This is a genomic window from Roseateles agri (genome assembly GCF_034043675.1).
GTDB lineage: Bacteria > Pseudomonadota > Gammaproteobacteria > Burkholderiales > Burkholderiaceae_C > KK5.
The window spans coordinates 58,437-75,706 of sequence record NZ_JAXCLA010000006.1 but is presented as its reverse complement, the minus strand read 5'-3'; the positions used below and the strand labels follow the sequence as shown (position 1 = coordinate 75,706).

The window sequence follows — 17,270 nt, the reverse complement described above, 5'->3', positions numbered from 1 at the left end:
ACCGTTTTCATTCATCGATCCTGGCAGGACCCCATGAAAAAATCTCTTCGCATGACCGCGCTGCTGACGCCGGTCGCGCTCGCTTCGCTGCTGTCCCTGGGCGGTTGCTTCGGCGACGACACGCTGACCCCCCAAGACACCACGAACGTGCTGCAGGCCAAGGTGCAGAACATCGTCGTGATCTACGCCGAAAACCGCGCCTTCGACAATCTGTACGGCAACTTCCCCAACGCCAACGGCCTGAGCGCCGTGGTCGACTCGACCGGCAAGCCGCTGGCGGCCTACGTGCCCCAGAAGGACCGCGACGGCACCACGACGCTGGCCACCCTGCCGCCGACCTGGGGTGGCGTGACCGCCGCGGGCAGCAGCGTGACCGTGACGCAGGCGCAGAGCGCCGGCCTCGCGAACTCGCCGTTCAACATCGGCACGGCCTTCAAGACCAGCGCCAATGCCACCATCGACGGCAGCGTGGTCACGCGTGACCTGTACCACCGCTTCTTCGAGAACCAGATGCAGATCAACGGCGGCAAGAACGACATGTTCGCCGCCTGGGCCGACTCCGGCGGCCTGGTGATGGGCTACTTCGACTACAGCGCCTCGCCGCTGTACAAGCTCGCGCAGCAGTACACGCTGGCCGACAACTTCTTCCAGGGCGCGTTCGGCGGTTCCTTCCTGAACCACCAGTACCTGATCTGCGCCTGCGCGCCTGAGTACCCGAACGCCGACACGGCCGCCGCCAAGCCGACGCTGAACGTCGTCGACAAGAACGCCGACGGCAGCTACACGAGCCGCCTCACCGTGGCCTCGACCTCCAAGGCTTCGGCACTGGACGGCGCTCCGGTGCTGATGACCGGCAACATCACGCCGGCCAACTACTTCGGCGACGGCAAGTTCTACGCGGTCAACACGATGCAGCCGGCCTACCAGCCCAGCGGCAACGCCCCGGCTGACATCACCGGCAACGACGCCCTGTACGCCGACACCACCAAGAACACCACGCTGCCGCCGCAGACGCAGAAGAACATCGGCGACCTGCTGACCGGCAAGAACATCAGCTGGGCCTGGTACGCCGGCTCGTGGAACGCTGCGCTGCAGGACGGCATGCAGGCCCCGACGGCGCCGCGCGGCGTCATCTACGCCGGCAACGCCAACGGCGTGGCGACGACGGCTGCGGTGGACTTCCAGACCCACCACCATCCGTTCAACTTCTACGCGAACATGGATCCGGCCACCCACGCCGCCGATCGTGCGACGCACATGAAGGACTACACGGACCTGGTGGCCGATGCCGCCGCCGGCAAGCTGCCCGCCGTGACCTTTTACAAGCCCGAAGGCCTGTACAACCAGCACCCGGGCTACGCCAACATCGTCAACGCCGATCAGAAGATCGCCGACCTGGTGTCCAAGCTGCAGGCCAGCCCGCAGTGGAAGAACATGGTCATCGTGATCACCTACGACGAAAACGGCGGCCAGTGGGACCACGTCTCCCCGCCGAAGGGCGACAAGCTCGGCCCCGGCACCCGCATCCCGGCGCTGATCATCTCGCCGTACTCGAAGAAGGGCACCGTGGACCACACGCAGTACGACACCGCTTCGGTGCTGCGCCTGATCTCGCGCCGCTTCGGCCTGGACACGCTGCCGGGCCTGGCCACACGCGACACGGCCCTCAAGGCCGCAGGCGGTCAGGCGATGGGCGACCTGGTGAATGCGCTGGACCTGACGCAGAATCCGCAGTGATAGCGCTGCGGTAAGGAGAAAACAGCACCCTCGGGTGCTGTTTTTCTTTCAGGCCTTCGCGTAGCGAGGGGCCGGCGTGCTGCGCGACAGCTCGTTGAACATCGACTGCCGCGCAGCCTCGAACGCCTGCCACTGGGACTCGTCGCGCAGCGCCGGGATCGTGACGAGTTCGCCGCGGTCGAAGCCGACCAGGGCGGCGTCGACCATGTCCTCGGCGCTCATCACGATCTCCTTGGGCAGGTGCTCGACTGGCCGGCCGCCGAGGGCCCAGAAATCGGTGGCGGTGGCGCCGGGGAGCACGGCTTGCACATGCAGCCCTTGCTTGCTGAGCTCGTGATGCAGCGATTGACTGAAGGCGAGCACGAAGGCCTTGCTGCCGCCGTAGACGCCGTTCAACAGCTCGGGCGCGATCGCCACGATGCTGGCGATGTTCACGATGGCGCCCCGGCCGCGAGCGATGAAGCCCGGCACCGCCGCATAGGCCAGACGCGTCAGCGCGACGACGTTCAGCTGCAGCAGCTGCGTCATCTGGTCGGCATTGCTCTCCAGCAGCGGGGTGTGGGTGCCGATGCCGGCGTTGTTGACCAGCAGCGTGATGCTCGCGTCCTGTTGCAGCCGGTCTTCGATGCGCAGCAACTGGGCGGGCTCGGCCAGGTCGGCCGCCAGCGATTCGACCTTTCGCCCGTAGCGCGTGGCGAGCTGGTCCGCGAGGACGTCGAGACGACTCCGTTGGCGTGCGACGAGGATCAGGTCGTAGCCGCGCTGCGCGAGTCGATCGGCATAGACGGCGCCAATGCCTGTGGACGCGCCCGTGATCAAGGCGGTGCCGAGTGGGGAAGGGGAAGCGGACATGGTGATTTCCTTGAAGCCCGAAGGCTCGAGTGGCTGAAAGTATGTCTATGGTAGAAATTAAGACATATGGCGTAAATGACGTAGATGGTTATGATTCATGCCATTCGAATCGGAATCGTAGGAATGGCACCATGCACCGCATCGGCTATGTGATCAGCGAAGGATTCCAGTTGCTTGCGCTCGGGACCCAGGCCGTGTTCGAGATGGCCAACTTCGTCCTGGGCCGCGAGCACTACGAGACCGCCAGCTTCGCGCCGGGCGGCGGTGCGGTGAAGTCCTCGATGGGGGCGGAGGTCATGGCGCGGCCGCTCACCTCGATCAGCCAGGCGGACACGTGGTTCGTGGCGGGGGTCAGCGATCCGGTGCAGCAGCAGGCGCCGGAAGAGGTGATCCGCTTTCTGAGGCGGGCAGGGACACGGGCGCGCCGCATCGCCGGCATCTGCACCGGCGGCTTCGTGCTGGCCGAGGCGGGGCTGCTCAACGGCCGCCGCTCTGCCATGCACTGGCATTTCGCCCGCGCGCTGGCGGACCGCTATCCCGATGTGGAGGTCGACAGCGACAGGATCTTCGTCGTCGACGGATCGATATGGACCTCCGCGGGCATGACGGCCGGCCTGGATCTGGCGATCGCCATGGTCGAGAACGATCTGGGAGAGGCGGTGGCGCGATCGGTCGCCCACAAGCTCGTGATGCAGCAGCGGCGCAGCGGCGGGCAATCGCAGCACTCCGAGATGCTGGAGCTGTCACCGAAGTCCGACCGCATCCAGAAGGCGCTCGTCTATGCGCGCTTGAACCTAGCGAAGCCGCTGTCGGTCGAGGCGCTTGCCGAGGTCGCCGCGCTGAGCCCGCGCCAGTTCAGCCGGGTGTTCGTCGCGGAAACGGGTTTGCCGCCGGCCAAGGCCGTGGAGGGTCTGAGGCTCGAGGCCGCGCGGGTGATGATCGAGCAGAGCCGGCATTCGCTGGATGTGGTTGCTCGCGAGACCGGGTTCCGCGACCGGCGCCATCTCCGCGAAGTCTTCGTGCGCCACTGCGGCGTGCCGCCGCAAGCCGCTAGGCGGCAGGCACGGCCTGCTCAGTCACCATCCGAGAACTTGCGCGCGATGGCCTGAAATTCGTCCTGGATGGCGATAAAGGCGTCGACCAGGTCCGGGTCGAAGTGGCTGCCGCTGCCCTTGACGATCAGGTCCACCGCCTCCTCATGGCTCATGGCCGGCTTGTAGACGCGGACACTGATCAACGCGTCGTAGACGTCGGCGACGGCCATCAGCCGGGCCGAGAGCGGGATGTCGAGCCCCTTCAAACCCTGCGGATAGCCGCTGCCATCCCATTTCTCCTGATGCGAATAGGCGATCTGCTTGGCCAACTGGAGAAACTCGACCTGGAGCCCGAGCGAATCCTCGGCGTGCTGGATGGAATCCCGCCCCAAGGTTGTGTGGGTTTTCATCACCTCGAATTCCTCCGGGGTGAGGCGGCCGGGCTTCAGCAGGATGCTGTCGGCGATCCCGACCTTTCCGAGGTCATGGAGCGGTGCCGACTTGAACAGCATCGAGATCGTGTTGTCGCCAAGCTCGCGGGCAAAGCGCGGGTCCTTCTGGAGCTTCAGGGCGAGCGCTCGGACGTAATGCTGCGTGCGACGGATGTGGTTGCCGGTCTCGTTATCACGGGTCTCCGCCAGGGAGGCCATGGCCAGGATGGTGACGTCCTGGATCGCGGAAACCTCGCGCGTCCGCCGGCCGACTTCTTCCTCCAGGAAATCGTTCTGATCGCGCAGGAAGTCCGCCATGCGCTTCAGCCCGAGCTGCGCCTTGACGCGCGCCAGCACCACCGCGGCGATGAAGGGCTTGGTGATGTAGTCGACGGCGCCGCTCTCGAAGCCGCGGGTTTCGTCCTCGACCTCGTTTCGCGCCGTTAGGAAGATCACCGGGACCGCCGCCGTTGCGGGATTCGCCTTCATCTGCCGGCAGACTTCGTAGCCGTCGATTCCCGTCATGATGACGTCGAGCAGGACGATATCGGGCAGGGGGCCGCGCTCCAGGACCTTCAGCGCGCGTTCCCCGCTGTTCGCTACTTTGACCTTGTAGCTGGACTGAAGTATCCCGTTCATGAACTGAAGATTGTCCGGCGTGTCGTCGACCACCAGGATCGTCGGCATCTCCACAGTATTTCCGGTTTCCATGCGCGCCCTCCGCGGCCGAATCAATAGGCAGATTTCAGAATGTCTTCCGCAGTTTCATAGTCGAAATCGTCAAGTGCTTCTTTGAGCTGGTCGTACCGCACGCCCAGGGCCTTGTCCAATTGGCTCTTCTGCTCAACCATCCAACTCGATGCAAAAGGGTCGTCGTCCTCGACAAGCTGTTTCAGGCGCTTGAAGGCTTCTTCAACATCGGCCTGGCTTTCATTTCGATGGGCGAGCCGGTCGTCCGGATGTGCAGATTCAGAAAAATACTGATCCAGAGCCGAAATCAGGGGCACAAGCACTCGGCGCAAGGCCGTCAATTTCTCGCCGAGATTCTGTTCATCATGGCGCAAGGCTGATTCGAGTTCAGACGCTGCCCTGGATACCTCATCGGCGCCGATATTTCCTGCCACGCCCTTGATCGTGTGTGCCAGACGCTCGGCAGATGGGAAGTCGCCTTTGGCAATCGCCGTATCGATGTGGTTGACGATCTCTTCGCGGTAGTTTTCCGAGAATTTCCGCAGCAAGGTGATGTAGAGATCCATCCGCCCGAGAACCCGGCTCAGGCCTTGCGAAGAATTCAGGCCGGGAATTTGCAGTTCTCCAGCGGTATCGGTGGGCGTCGCGGGTTCGGGCACTGAATTTACGCCAGTCCACCGCAGCAGCGCGCGTAGGAGATCGGCCGAATCGATCGGTTTCGCAACGAAATCGACCATGCCAGCCTGCAGGCAACGTTCGCGATCTTCGGCCCGCACGTTTGCGGTCATTGCGATGATGGGCATGCCTGCAAGCGACCTGATCTTGCGTATTTCTGTCGCTGCCGTGATTCCATCCATGACCGGCATCTGCATGTCCATGAAGACTATCGCGTACTGCGCCGATCGGACCTGCGAGAGCGCTTCCAGGCCATTGGATGCAATATCAACCTGCACGCCAAATGAGGACAGCAGGCCCTTGGCCACTTCCTGATTGATTTCGTTGTCTTCGACCAGCAATACCCGTTGACCCTGCAGGCGCTCGCGCGATATCGACTGAGCTTCAGGCCCGAGAAATTGTTTCCGCGAGGGCGAACGGCGGGTTCGAAGCTCCGCAGTGAACCAGAACGTGGAGCCCCGGCCTAACTCGCTCGATACCCCCACCACACCGCCCATCAACGCCGCCAGACGCTTGCAGATTGCCAGGCCCAGCCCAGTCCCGCCGAATTTCCGTGTCGTCGAGGTATCTGCCTGCTCGAAACTCTGGAACAGGCGCGCGATCTGTTCGGGGCTCAAACCAATGCCGGTGTCCTGCACGCTGAACCGGAGAACGGCCGTGTCTCCCCATTGTTTTTCCACGCGCACGAGGATTGAAATCTTCCCCCACTCCGTGAATTTCACGGCGTTGTTCGCGTAGTTGATCAATACCTGGCCGAGACGCAGGGAATCTCCGACCAACTGGCGCGGCACATCGTTTGCGACATCGAATACCAGTTCGAGGCCTTTGGCTTGCGCCTTTCCGGAAATAAGGGCTGAGACGTTCTCAAGAACGCCATCGAGATCCAGGTCGGTTTGCTCAATTTTAAGCTTGCCGGCTTCGATCTTTGAAAAATCCAGAATTTCATTGATGATGCCCAGCAGGTGTTGCCCGGCCTGATGGATCTTCCCGAGATACTGGCTCTGCTTCAGGTCAAGGTCCGACTGGCGCATCAACTGGGACAGGCCCAATATGGCGTTCATCGGCGTCCGTATCTCATGGCTCATATTCGCCAGGAAAGACGATTTGGCGCGTGAGGCCTCCTTTGCTTCATTCATGCTCTGTTCGAGCGCCGAGACCAGGACCTGTTGCTGCTCATAGGCCAGCCGGGACTGCTGTTCGGCCTCTTTGCGGCGGGCCAGGTCCGTGGACAGGCGCTGGGCGATCTTGTTGAAGCCGAGCACCAGGTCGCCCAACTCGTCGTCTCGAGCGGCTGCCAATGCCGCGAGCGTTCGCTCCCCACCTTCCTGTGCGGCGCCCTCGAGGGCTTTCTGCAAGATCCTCATCGGCTTCAGCAGAAGGCTATAAAGGGTATAGGAGAGAGCCAGCGCCAATATGGCAATGAGAATGGATATTCCGACGGCGCGTCGAATGAAGAGGCGCTGCAGGTCTTCGATGAATCCCGCGCGCGATGCGACTATCTCGACATCGGCGAGATTCAGAATCTGTCCGGAGTTGGCAAATCTCACCGTGAACTTCCGCGTGATCTGCTCTTGCGGCGGCTCCGGAGGTGCTTCCGAATCCGATAGCGCGTAGATAAGATCTTTTCCGGACTGGCGAACGACGATTCGTACGACCGGCGCCTCGATTTCCGCCTGGATGATCTGCTGCACCGACTCCCTGTCCATGTGCCACATGGGTTCCGTCAGGCTGGTCGAGAGGCGTTCTTCGACGTTCCGAAGATGCGAAGCAAGCTGGGTTTGGAGGCGATCCTTGCTGTCGATGAAGGAGAGCCAACCGAATGCGGCCAGCGCTGTCGATATCAGCGCAATGAAAACGGTATTTAACCTAAGTCCGATGCTTCGCCAACGCATGCTGATTCTCGCGCCCGGACCGCAAGGGCGATCAAATCAGTGTCGTGGAGATGCGAAATTGAACAAGGAGAAAGAATCGAACAATTGCTACCAATCGACCGATTTTTGACATAGCATCAAATTCAACGCTCGCGACGGCTTGGTCGTTATCGACGGGTCGTGTTTAAGCGGCTAGCCTCGACCCCTATTTGGCTGCAAGCGGAAGAATGACTACACACGACGCGCGATTCAATGGTGAGCTCGGGGAATCCGAGGTCAAGGAGCCGGTCTCTTTCTCGCTGGGCCTGCATCGATGCGTGGGCAATGCCGAGCTGTACCGCCGCCTGCTGGATCGTTTCCTGACGACGCGGCTCACCGTACCCGACGATATCCGCAGCCTGTGGCTCGGCGGCGATCTGACCGATTCAGCCATGATGGCCCACTCGATGATTTCAACCGCGGGAACCCTGGGAGCAACTGCGCTCTCCGAGGCGGCGCGTGCGCTGCAGCAGGCACTCAAGCAGGAGCCGGCGCGGGTGGAAGAATGCCTGAGCGTCTTTGGCCGCGAACACGCGCTCGCGATTGCATCAATCAGGAAACATGTCGGCGGCTAGGCACCACTTTTGCTCACGCTAGCTCGGAACCGGAGCGTGATCGTCCTGCATCGTGCCATGATGAGCGCTGGCAGTTCGCCGCCATGGCCCGCTTAGTTCTCCTTGCAGAGATTCACCCCTGTGCAACCTGCTCAACCTGCTCCAGTCCCCAGCGATTCCTACTCCACCGCCGAAGTCGCGCGTCGGCTGAATGTGTCCGTACCTACGATCCAGCGTTGGGTGGACTCCGGTCATCTGCGAGCGTGGAAGACGATGGGTGGGCATCGTCGGATCGATGCTGCCAGCGTCGAGGCGCTGATCAAGGCGCAGTCGGGGCCGGCCACAGCGGATCAGGCGCCGGCTTCCCGGCTGCGCGTGATGATCGTGGACGACAACATCGACGACCGGGACGTCTTGTCCGCACTCGTCGGGGCCTCGCTGCCCAGCGCGGAGATCACGACCGCCGAGAACGGCTTCGAAGCGCTGCTGGCGGTGCGTCAGGCCCTGCCGGACGTGATGGTGACCGACATCGTCATGCCCCATATGAATGGCGTCGAGATGCTGCGCCACCTCACGGCGGATCCCGCCAGCAAGCCCCGCGTGACGATTGCCGTCTCCAGCCAGACCCCGGCCGAACTGGCAACGCTGGGCAGTTTTCCTGAAGGTGTCGTCTTCATCCCGAAGCCGATCGATCCGGAAACCTTCATTCGGCTCTTGCAGCGCGCTGTCGCTGCGATCGCCCCCTCCCAGGTTCCCGCAGCCAAACTGCCCTGAACTGCTCGCAAAAAAGCGAAGGCCGCCCGATTGGGCGGCCTTCGCGCTTTTTACGCTTCTAGCGCTGAACTTATTCGGCGCTGGTCACGGCTTCGTTGGCGACGCGCACGTCGTTACCGATCGACTTGGCGTAGGCTTGTGCCGGGGTCAGGCGCGGTTGCTTCGCTTGCACGGCGACTTGTGCCAGAACCGGTTGCTCGCCAGCGTGGGCGGCAGTGATCAGGGCGGCGGACTTGTCGGCGCCGTTGTTGATCAGGTACTGGGCGTAGGAGCCGGGAACGCGCACGGCGCGGGTTTGCACGTTGGCGTCAGCCGAGGCGACGGTCGTGTCGCCGAGCACGGCGCGGCGGTATTGGTCGTAGCCTTGAGCTGCTTCGGCCGGCGAGGCGGCAACCAGGGTTGCGGTGGAGAGCAGGGCGGCGGCGATGGTCAGAACGGTCTTCATGATGCGATCCTCTTTACATTGGCTGCCTGGGTCCCTCGAAGGTCTGGCAGCCGGTTGTTGTTGGACTCGGCACACGCTTCATCCATGGGTTGAACTGTACAAGTTGTGACCGAGGGTAAACACTAGGGAATTCTGAAGTGACCATTCAAGAAATAGGAATGATGCACTGCAGCATGACCGACGGCTATCGCCGGGATTGAGTTTTCCAAGTCGCTTTGGCCGGGGTGCTGGCACAGAATTTGGCCTCCCAACCCAAGGAGGCCGTGATGGCAAGCGAAAAAGCGAAGTGCCCCTTCAACCCCGGCGCCGGCGGCGGTACCACCAACCGTGACTGGTGGCCCAAACAACTGCGGCTGGACCTCCTCCAGCAGCATTCCGACAAATCCGACCCGCTTGGCGGCGGCTTCGACTACGCCGCCGAGTTCAAGACCCTCGATCTGGCGGCCGTCAAGAAGGATCTGGCCGCCCTGATGACCGACTCGCAGGACTGGTGGCCGGCCGACTTCGGCCACTACGGCCCGCTGTTCATTCGCATGGCCTGGCACAGCGCCGGCACCTATCGCGTCGGTGACGGGCGGGGCGGCGCCGGCCGCGGCCAGCAGCGCTTTGCGCCGCTGAACAGCTGGCCCGACAACGGGAACCTCGACAAGGCGCGCCGCCTGCTGTGGCCGATCAAGCAGAAATATGGCCAGAAGATCTCCTGGGCCGACCTGCTGATCCTGACCGGCAACGTCGCGCTGGAAACCATGGGCTTCAAGACCTTCGGCTTCGCCGGCGGGCGCGCCGACGTCTGGGAGCCGGATCTCGACGTCTACTGGGGCCGCGAGACCACCTGGCTCGGCGGCGACCTGCGCTACGCCGATGGCGAGCCTGGCACCCGCACGCTGGAGAACCCGCTGGGCGCCGTGCAGATGGGCCTGATCTACGTGAACCCGGAAGGCCCCAACGGCAATCCAGACCCGCTGGCCGCCGCCCAGGACATCCGCGAGACCTTCGCCCGCATGGCCATGGACGACGAGGAAACCGTCGCCCTGATCGCCGGTGGCCACAGCTTCGGCAAGACCCACGGCGCAGGACCGGCCAGCCATGTGTCCTCGGACCCGGAGGCCGCCGAACTGGAAGCCCAGGGCCTCGGCTGGGGCAACAGTTTCGGCAAGGGCCACGGCGCCGATGCGATCACCAGCGGCCTGGAAGTTACCTGGACGACCACGCCGACGAAGTGGAGCAACAACTTCTTCGAGAACCTGTTCGGCTACGAATGGGAGCTGACCCAGAGCCCCGCCGGCGCGCACCAGTGGGTCGCGAAGAACGCCACGGCCACGATCCCGCATGCGCACGATGCCTCGAAGCGCATCCTGCCGACGATGCTGACGACCGACCTCTCGCTGCGCGTCGACCCGGCCTACGAGAAGATCTCGCGCCGCTTCCTCGCCCATCCGGAACAGTTTGCCGACGCCTTTGCCCGCGCCTGGTTCAAGCTGACCCACCGCGACATGGGCCCGCGCGCCCGCTACCTCGGCGCCGAGGTGCCGGCCGAAGAACTGATCTGGCAGGACCCGATCCCGGCGGTAAACCATCCGCTGGTGGACGCGCAGGACATCGCCGCGTTGAAGCAGCAGGTGCTCGCCTCGGGTCTTACGGTGGCGGAACTGGTGTCCACCGCCTGGGCCTCGGCCTCCACCTTCCGTGGTTCCGACAAGCGTGGCGGCGCCAACGGCGCACGCATCCGGCTGGCGCCGCAGAAGGACTGGGCCGTCAACCAGCCCGAGCAACTGGCGAAGGTGCTGGCGAAGCTCGAAGCAATCCGCGAGGCTTTTGATGCCAAGGCGACCGGCGGCAAGAAGATCTCGCTGGCCGACCTGATCGTGCTGGCCGGTGCCGCCGCGGTCGAGAAGGCGGCGGCCGATGCGGGCCAACCGGTGACGGTGCCCTTCCGCCCGGGCCGCATGGATGCCTCGCAGGCGCAGACCGACGTCGAATCCTTCGCCCCGATGGAGCCCGCTGCCGATGGCTTCCGCAACTACCAGAAGGCGCGCTTCGCGGTGCCGGCGGAGGCGCTGCTGATCGACCGGGCGCAGTTGCTGACCTTGACCGGACCGGAGCTGACGGTGCTCATCGGCGGCCTGCGCGTGCTGGGTGCTGACAAGCTGGGCCGGTCCACCGATAAGCCCGGCACCTTGAGCAACGACTTCTTCGTCAACCTGCTCGACATGTCCACCGCCTGGACGCCCACTTCGCCGGCCGCCGAGGCCTTCGAGGGCCGCGACCGCAAGACCGGCGCCGTGAAGTGGACCGGCTCGCGCGTGGACCTGGTGTTCGGCTCCAACGCGCAGTTGCGCGCGCTCGCCGAGGTCTATGCCAGCGCGGACGCCAAGGGCAAGTTCGTGGGTGACTTCGTCGCCGCGTGGAACAAGGTGATGGAGCTGGACCGCTTCGACCTGCGCTGACCGGTCCTGACCGGTCGATTGACGATCCAGAAAAGGGCGTGCATCACAATCGCCTGATGCCGCCCCCTTCATCGTCTTCCCGCCCGCCCGACACGCGCCCCCTGTGGCGCGTGTTTCTCGTTTTCCTCGGCCCGATGGTGCTCAGCAATGTGCTGCAGGCGCTGTCGGGCACCTTCAACAACGTCTTCATCGGCCAGATGCTGGGCACGCGCGCGCTCGCCGCGGTGGCCTCGGTGTTTCCGGTCGTGTTCTTCCTGATCTCGCTGGTGATCGGCGTCGGGGCCGGCGCCTCGGTGCTGATCGGTCAGGCCTGGGGCGCGCGCGAGACGCACAAGGTCAAGGCGATCGCCGGCACGGCGCTGGCTGTCTGCCTCGTGCTGGGCGTCGTGATCGCGCTGCTCGGCGGCCTCTTCACCGAGGGCATGCTGAAGCTGCTGCGCACGCCGCCCGAGGTGCTGCCCGAGGCGCTCGGCTACGCGCGGCTGATGATGTGGGCCATGCCGGGCCTGCTGGTCTACATCCTGTCCACCGCGCTGATGCGCGGCGTCGGCGACACGGTGACGCCACTGCTCACGCTGACCCTGTCCACCGCCGTTTCCGCAGTGCTGACGCCGGCCTTCATCCGCGGCTGGTGGGGCTTGCCGATGCTCGGCGTTACCTCGGCCGCGGCCGCGTCGATCTGCGCCTTCCTGATCGCGCTGACCGGCCTCACCTTGTACATGCGCTGGCGCAAGCATCCGCTCGCGCCCGACATGGAGATGCTGCGCGCGCTGCGCATCGACCTGAAGCTGCTGAAGCTCGTGCTCAAGATCGGCCTGCCCACGGGCCTGCAGGTGATCGTGATGTCGCTGGCCGAGATCGCGCTGCTGGCGCTGGTCAACAGCTTCGGCCCGGACGCGACGGCCGCCTACGGCGCGGTTAATCAGGTGGTGAACTACGTGCAGTTCCCGGCGCTGTCGATCGCCATCACCTCGTCCATCCTCGGCGCGCAGGCGATCGGCGCGGGCCGTGCCGATCGCCTCGGTGCGATCGCCCGCACCGGCCTGCAGATGAACGTGCTGCTGACCGGCGGGCTCGTGCTGCTGGGCTACGCGCTGTCGCGCGACCTGCTGGGCCTGTTCATCACCAGCCAGCCGGTGGTCGAGCTGGCGCAGACGCTGCTGCACGTGATGCTGTGGGGCAGCATCATCTACGGCTTCGCGGCGGTGCTGAGCGGCGTGATGCGCGCGTCCGGCGCGGTGATCGTGCCGACGGCCCTGTCGATCACCGCGATCGCGGCCGTCGAGGTGCCCTCGGCCTACGCGCTGGCCGGGCACTTCGGCATCACCGGCGTGTGGATGGCCTATCCGATCGCCTTCCTGACGATGCTGGTGCTGCAGGCCGGCTACTACCAGCTCATCTGGCGGAAGCGGAAGATCGTGCGACTGGTGTGAGCGCGCGGATCTCGGCGGTTCCTCGGCTCAGCCGCTCCAGCGCCGCCGTGCATAGCTCCAGGGTCGCGATGCAGGCCAGGCCCTCGCGCTCGATCTCGGCCGGCAGCGCGAGCCAGGCATCGAGGCCGTCGAGCAGCACGCGGGTGCGGGTCGTGCGGACCCAGCCCGCCTGGGACAACTGGCCCAGGTAGATCCAGGTCTGCCGTCTCGACAGCCCCGACAGATCGCCCAGGCTACCCTGCACCAGCGGCAGTGCCAGGCTGGGCGGCAGGCGCTGCGCGGCCTCGGTCAGCGCGGCGGCCAGCGTCGCGAGCACGCTGACCAGGCGCTGCAGCCCGTTGCCGGCCAGGCGCATGAAGATCTGCTGCTGCAGCCGTGCCTCGGTCGCCGCCGCCATCTGCGCATGGATTTGCGGGGCCTGGCCGGCCGGCAGCCGCAAGGTGCGCACTTCACCCATCGCGCGCACGTCGAAGCGCGCCTGCTCGCGGCCCAGCGGCGAATCCCAGCCGATCACGTCGCCGCGCCACAACGTGGCCACCGCGACCTCCATGCCAGCGACGCGGGCGCACAGGCTCACCACTCCGCTGTCGATCAGGATCCACTCCTCCAGCACGGCGCCTTCGGTGATGATCAGCGTGCCCTTGGCGTGGCGGCCTTCGGCCAGGTGGCCGAGTCCTTGAACCAACTTCATCGTCTACCGGGCTCCGTCACCACACCGAGGTCGCCCGCGTCAGCACGCGCTGCAGCCAGTTGCGGCGCGCCGCGTCCGACATGTCACCCTGCGCCACGTTCTCCAGGCTCGCGTTGACCACGTCGGCAGAATCCACCTGGTTGCCGGGCCGGATGTTCTGCGGATCGACGACGCCCGAGAAGCGCAGCACCTGCGCGCTGGCGTCCAGGCCGATGCGCCGCTCGCCGGCCACCAGCAGGTGGCCGTTCGGCAGCACGTTGATGACGGAGACGGCCAACTGCGCGTCGAAGCTGCCGTTGGACGTCGCCTTGCCGCTGCCGGTATAGCCGTCGCTGCCCGAGGCGCTCGTGTTCGCGTTCAGCAGCGAGTTGATGAAGGTCGACTTGCTGCTGCCGCCGGGGCCCTTGACGGCCATCTGGTTGCTGCGGCTCGTCGTCGTGCCCAGGTCCTGCTCGGCCTTGATCTTCTCGGCGATGTTGACCTTCAGCGTGTCGCCGATCGCCTGCGGGCGGCGCTCGCCGGAGAACAGCGAGTTGGCCGTCATGTAGGGCTGGAAGATCGCGCCGTTGTTGGGCCGCTCGACGAACAGCGCAGGTTGCAGCGGCGCGGCCTGCAGCGGGCCGGGCACGACTGTCGGCGGCGTGCTGGAGCAGCCCGTGGTTGCCAGTGCGACGGTCAGCGCCGCAGCCAGCGCCGCGCGCGTGGTCGCTGCGGTTTGCTCGGGATGCTTCTTCATGATTCTTGCTCGTAGTTCTTCATCGATCCCTCCTCGATCTCAATCCTCGAACCCGGTGATCAGCGCACGGACCGTGCTGGCCAGCTTGCGCCGGGTGTCGGCCCAGCGGCTCATGCCCATCTCCGGGTCCAGCCGGTAGTCGCTGGTCGCCATCACCGTCCCGTCCGCCCGGCGCAGGCTCAGCGAAGCCGAGCTGAGATAGGGCCGGTAGTTGTCGGACAGTGGCGGCTTGCCCCATTCGACGCTGGCCGCATAGCGCAGCCAGACCTCGCAGCCCGGCGTCTGCGTGTCGGCCTCGTAGACGCGGCTGTCCACGCGCTGGCTGCGCAGTTCCGCCTGCAGCGCCGGCACCAGGTCGGGCAGCGGCGCCGAGCGGTTGAACTCGATGCACAGCGCCTTCACCGGCGCGTCGCCGTGATGGACGGTGTTGCTGGCCTGGCCCGACGCACGGCCCAGTGCCGCACTGGCCACCGGACCGGCGGCGCTGCTAAGCAGCTCCGCCGTGGTGATCCCGCCGAGCACCGAGCAGCCGGACAGGAGCAGCACCAGGGCCGCCACCGCGATGACGCCGGTCTTGTTCACGCGCCGACGATCGCCAGGCCGACGAGGCCGGTCAGCGCCGCGGCAGACGTGACCGAGTCCAGCGCATCGCTGACCTGATCGACCCCGGCGGACACCGCATTGCTGACGGTGTTCACCGAGCCGCGCGCCGCCGACTGCACGCCGGCGATGGCGCTGCCGATCGCGTCACCCGTTTCCTGGGCCATCGAGCCGATGCCGCCCGCGGTGGCCGAGCTGATCTCGCCGAGGCCCTGCGCGGTCAGCCGGGCGGCGGTGGCCAGCTTGTCCGCGCCCTGAGCAGCCAGCTCCAGCCCCTTCGGGCTGAACTTGGCCTGCACACCCTGGCCTGCGTGCTTCAGCGCATTGTTTGTTGCGGTCTTTGCCACCGTATGTCCACTTGGTGGCGTCGACTGAAATGTTCCGGCGGGTCGGCTCACGGCCGCGTCGCTGCCGATGGACAGCCAGCTCATGGCCGTGCGGCGGTGCCAGGTGTTGCCGCCGCCGGCTGCGCCTGCGCCGTGCGGGCGGAATCGAGCTGGGCGGCGAAGGAGGACGCAGCACCGCCGCTTGCGGCCTGCGCGCCGGCGGCCTTGCCCGCGGCCGGCTTGTGCGCATCGGTGCGCGCGGCCGTGTGGGAACTGGGAGTGGCGGAGTGGATCTGCATCGCGGCACCTTCGTTGTTGGCGTGGAATCCATTGTTCCCAGACCACTAAAAGGAGAAGGCCCGATAAAGGGCCTTCCGAACGCGCCAGATCGGCTCCTCGGTGACGGATGTCACCGAAGGGATACCTCAGGGTCAGGTCTTGCTGCGCGGTGTAAAGCCCACCACCGCCTTTGTTTCGAGGAATTCACCGAAGGCGTCCTCGCCCCATTCGCGGCCGTTGCCCGATTGCTTGAAGCCGCCGAAGGGGGCGTTCAGGTCGGTCGGCGCGCTGTTGATGTTGACCTGGCCGGCGCGCAGGCGCGAGGCCACCTTGCGGGCCGCGTCGATGTCGCCGCCGGACACGTAGGCCGCGAGGCCATAGACCGTGTCGTTGCCGATCTCGACCGCCTCGTCCACGGTGTCGTAGCCCATGATGACCAGCACCGGCCCGAAGATCTCCTCGCGCGCCACCGTCATCGCGTTGTTGACGCCGCCGAGGATCGTCGGCTTGACGTAGTAGCCGGTCGACAGGCCCTCTGGCTTGCCCGGGCCGCCGGCCACCAAGGTCGCGCCTTCTTCCAGGCCCTTGGCGATCAAGGTCTGGATCTTGTCCCACTGCGCGGCCGAGACGACCGGGCCGATCGTCGCGCCGCTGCTCACCGGGTCGCCCACCGTCGTGGCCTCGGCCGCGGCCTTGGCGTACTCCAGCGCCTCGGCCATGCGTGCATTCGGCACCAGCATCCGCGTCGGCGCGTTGCACGATTGGCCGGAGTTCTGCATCACGCCGCGCACGCCGCTCGTCACCGCACGCTTGAAGTCCGCATCGGGCAGGATGATGTTGGGCGACTTGCCGCCCAGCTCCTGGTGCACGCGCTTGACCGTGGGCGCCGCATTGCGCGCCACCTCGATGCCCGCGCGGGTCGAGCCGGTGAACGAGACCATGTCCACCTCGGGGTGGCTCGCGATCGCCGTGCCCACGCCCGGCCCGTCGCCGTTGACGAGGTTGAACACGCCGGCCGGCACGCCGGCGGCATCGAGGATCTCGGTCCACACCTGGGCCGAGAACGGTGCGATCTCCGAGGGCTTCAGCACCATCGTGCAGCCCACGGCCAGCGCCGGTGCCACCTTGCAGGCGATCTGGTTGACCGGCCAGTTCCAGGGCGTGATGAAGCCGCAGACGCCGATCGGTTCCTTGAACAGGGTCGTGGTGCCGCGCGCCTCCTGGAACTTGTATTCCTTGAGCACGGACAGCGCGGTGCTCAGGTGGCCGATGCCGATGGCGGCCTGCGAATCGTTGGCCAGCTTGGCCGGCGCGCCCATCTCCTCGGTGACCGCGGCGGCCATGTCGGCGTAGCGCTTCTTGTACTCCTCGATGATCTTTTCCAGCAGCGCCACGCGCTCGTCCAGCGAGGTCTGCGAGTAGGTGGCGAAGGCGGCGCGTGCGGCACGCACCGCGCGGTCCACGTCGGCCGCGGAGCCGATCGAGATGCGGCCGGCCACGGCCTCGGTGGCGGGGTTGATCACGTCCAGCGAGCGCGGGCTCAGCGGGTCGACCCATTGGCCGTTGATGTAGAACTTCAGGTAGTCGCGCATGGTCGGTGTCTCCTTCAGCAATGCGATCGTCGTCAAGCTCCACAGGATACGACGGGAGCGGAGA

General features: G+C 65.5%; 16 protein-coding genes. 6 read left to right on the top strand and 10 right to left on the bottom strand.

From position 1 onward, the window contains the following. Positions 1-33: 33 nt before the first annotated feature. Entirely contained in the window at positions 34-1,737 is a 1,704-nt protein-coding gene (acpA, locus tag SNE35_RS18515; protein WP_320424451.1) for an acid phosphatase, read from the top strand. Positions 1,738-1,785: 48 nt separating this feature from the next. Here acpA and SNE35_RS18510 read toward each other — a convergent pair whose 3' ends face one another. Next, positions 1,786-2,589: an SDR family NAD(P)-dependent oxidoreductase gene (locus SNE35_RS18510; protein WP_320424450.1), complete on the bottom strand. Its 804-nt coding sequence runs from the start codon at positions 2,587-2,589 to the stop codon at positions 1,786-1,788. Positions 2,590-2,720: 131 nt separating this feature from the next. Here SNE35_RS18510 and SNE35_RS18505 point away from each other — a divergent pair, with 131 nt between their 5' ends. After that, positions 2,721-3,698 carry a GlxA family transcriptional regulator gene (locus SNE35_RS18505; protein ID WP_320424449.1) on the top strand — a complete coding sequence of 326 codons (978 nt, stop codon included), beginning with the start codon at positions 2,721-2,723 and terminating at the stop codon, positions 3,696-3,698. Here SNE35_RS18505 and SNE35_RS18500 read toward each other — a convergent pair. Further along, positions 3,662-4,765: an HD-GYP domain-containing protein gene (locus SNE35_RS18500; protein WP_320424448.1), complete on the bottom strand. Its 1,104-nt coding sequence runs from the start codon at positions 4,763-4,765 to the stop codon at positions 3,662-3,664. The genes SNE35_RS18505 and SNE35_RS18500 overlap by 37 nt on opposite strands. A gap of 20 nt (positions 4,766-4,785) precedes the next feature. Then, on the bottom strand, positions 4,786-7,311 hold the full coding sequence (locus SNE35_RS18495) for a hybrid sensor histidine kinase/response regulator (protein ID WP_320424447.1): 2,526 nt from the start codon (positions 7,309-7,311) through the stop codon (positions 4,786-4,788). Positions 7,312-7,517: 206 nt separating this feature from the next. Between SNE35_RS18495 and SNE35_RS18490 the strand changes: the two genes are divergently transcribed. Both SNE35_RS18490 and SNE35_RS18485 read left to right on the top strand, forming a co-directional pair. Beyond that, positions 7,518-7,904 carry an Hpt domain-containing protein gene (locus SNE35_RS18490; protein ID WP_320424445.1) on the top strand — a complete coding sequence of 129 codons (387 nt, stop codon included), beginning with the start codon at positions 7,518-7,520 and terminating at the stop codon, positions 7,902-7,904. 120 nt (positions 7,905-8,024) lie between these two features. Then, a complete protein-coding gene (locus SNE35_RS18485; protein WP_320424444.1) occupies positions 8,025-8,657 on the top strand; it encodes an excisionase family DNA-binding protein in 633 nt (210 codons plus the stop codon). Positions 8,658-8,727: 70 nt separating this feature from the next. Here the strand turns inward: SNE35_RS18485 and SNE35_RS18480 are convergent, their stop codons facing one another. Then, entirely contained in the window at positions 8,728-9,102 is a 375-nt protein-coding gene (locus SNE35_RS18480; protein WP_320424443.1) for a hypothetical protein, read from the bottom strand. Positions 9,103-9,368: 266 nt separating this feature from the next. On the opposite strand from SNE35_RS18480, the gene katG reads away from it, so the two are divergent. Together katG and SNE35_RS18470 are read left to right on the top strand one after the other, a co-directional pair. Further along, positions 9,369-11,549: a catalase/peroxidase HPI gene (gene katG, locus SNE35_RS18475; protein WP_320424441.1), complete on the top strand. Its 2,181-nt coding sequence runs from the start codon at positions 9,369-9,371 to the stop codon at positions 11,547-11,549. Positions 11,550-11,605: 56 nt separating this feature from the next. Further along, entirely contained in the window at positions 11,606-12,982 is a 1,377-nt protein-coding gene (locus SNE35_RS18470) for an MATE family efflux transporter (RefSeq protein WP_320424440.1), read from the top strand. On the opposite strand, the gene SNE35_RS18465 is transcribed toward SNE35_RS18470, so the two are convergent. From SNE35_RS18465 to SNE35_RS18440, 6 genes are all read right to left on the bottom strand, one after another. Then, positions 12,945-13,673 carry a Crp/Fnr family transcriptional regulator gene (locus SNE35_RS18465; RefSeq protein ID WP_320424438.1) on the bottom strand — a complete coding sequence of 243 codons (729 nt, stop codon included), beginning with the start codon at positions 13,671-13,673 and terminating at the stop codon, positions 12,945-12,947. The genes SNE35_RS18470 and SNE35_RS18465 overlap by 38 nt on opposite strands. 16 nt (positions 13,674-13,689) lie before the next feature. Next, entirely contained in the window at positions 13,690-14,409 is a 720-nt protein-coding gene (locus tag SNE35_RS18460) for a flagellar basal body L-ring protein FlgH (RefSeq protein ID WP_320424437.1), read from the bottom strand. 39 nt (positions 14,410-14,448) lie between these two features. Continuing rightward, positions 14,449-14,991, bottom strand: coding sequence for a cell division protein FtsI (locus SNE35_RS18455; protein ID WP_320424436.1), 543 nt, complete (start codon positions 14,989-14,991; stop codon positions 14,449-14,451). Then, positions 14,988-15,356 (bottom strand): hypothetical protein, encoded by a 369-nt coding sequence (locus tag SNE35_RS18450; protein WP_320424435.1) that lies wholly within the window; start codon positions 15,354-15,356, stop codon positions 14,988-14,990. The genes SNE35_RS18455 and SNE35_RS18450 overlap by 4 nt, the downstream gene beginning before the upstream one ends. An 80-nt stretch (positions 15,357-15,436) precedes the next feature. Further along, a complete protein-coding gene (locus tag SNE35_RS18445; RefSeq protein ID WP_320424434.1) occupies positions 15,437-15,634 on the bottom strand; it encodes a hypothetical protein in 198 nt (65 codons plus the stop codon). A 132-nt stretch (positions 15,635-15,766) separates the two neighbouring features. After that, a complete protein-coding gene (locus SNE35_RS18440) occupies positions 15,767-17,206 on the bottom strand; it encodes an aldehyde dehydrogenase family protein (protein ID WP_320424854.1) in 1,440 nt (479 codons plus the stop codon). Positions 17,207-17,270: the final 64 nt, after the last annotated feature.

What these genes read in the sequence shown, in the direction of transcription:
- acpA (WP_320424451.1), top strand. Translation starts at nt 34, where the DNA reads ATGAAAAAATCTCTTCGCATGACCGCGCTGCTGACGCCGGTCGCGCTC.
- SNE35_RS18510 (WP_320424450.1), bottom strand. Translation starts at nt 2,589, where the DNA reads ATGTCCGCTTCCCCTTCCCCACTCGGCACCGCCTTGATCACGGGCGCG.
- SNE35_RS18505 (WP_320424449.1), top strand. Translation starts at nt 2,721, where the DNA reads ATGCACCGCATCGGCTATGTGATCAGCGAAGGATTCCAGTTGCTTGCG.
- SNE35_RS18500 (WP_320424448.1), bottom strand. Translation starts at nt 4,765, where the DNA reads ATGGAAACCGGAAATACTGTGGAGATGCCGACGATCCTGGTGGTCGAC.
- SNE35_RS18495 (WP_320424447.1), bottom strand. Translation starts at nt 7,311, where the DNA reads ATGCGTTGGCGAAGCATCGGACTTAGGTTAAATACCGTTTTCATTGCG.
- SNE35_RS18490 (WP_320424445.1), top strand. Translation starts at nt 7,518, where the DNA reads ATGACTACACACGACGCGCGATTCAATGGTGAGCTCGGGGAATCCGAG.
- SNE35_RS18480 (WP_320424443.1), bottom strand. Translation starts at nt 9,102, where the DNA reads ATGAAGACCGTTCTGACCATCGCCGCCGCCCTGCTCTCCACCGCAACC.
- katG (WP_320424441.1), top strand. Translation starts at nt 9,369, where the DNA reads ATGGCAAGCGAAAAAGCGAAGTGCCCCTTCAACCCCGGCGCCGGCGGC.
- SNE35_RS18470 (WP_320424440.1), top strand. Translation starts at nt 11,606, where the DNA reads ATGCCGCCCCCTTCATCGTCTTCCCGCCCGCCCGACACGCGCCCCCTG.
- SNE35_RS18465 (WP_320424438.1), bottom strand. Translation starts at nt 13,673, where the DNA reads ATGAAGTTGGTTCAAGGACTCGGCCACCTGGCCGAAGGCCGCCACGCC.
- SNE35_RS18460 (WP_320424437.1), bottom strand. Translation starts at nt 14,409, where the DNA reads ATGAAGAAGCATCCCGAGCAAACCGCAGCGACCACGCGCGCGGCGCTG.
- SNE35_RS18445 (WP_320424434.1), bottom strand. Translation starts at nt 15,634, where the DNA reads ATGCAGATCCACTCCGCCACTCCCAGTTCCCACACGGCCGCGCGCACC.
- SNE35_RS18440 (WP_320424854.1), bottom strand. Translation starts at nt 17,206, where the DNA reads ATGCGCGACTACCTGAAGTTCTACATCAACGGCCAATGGGTCGACCCG.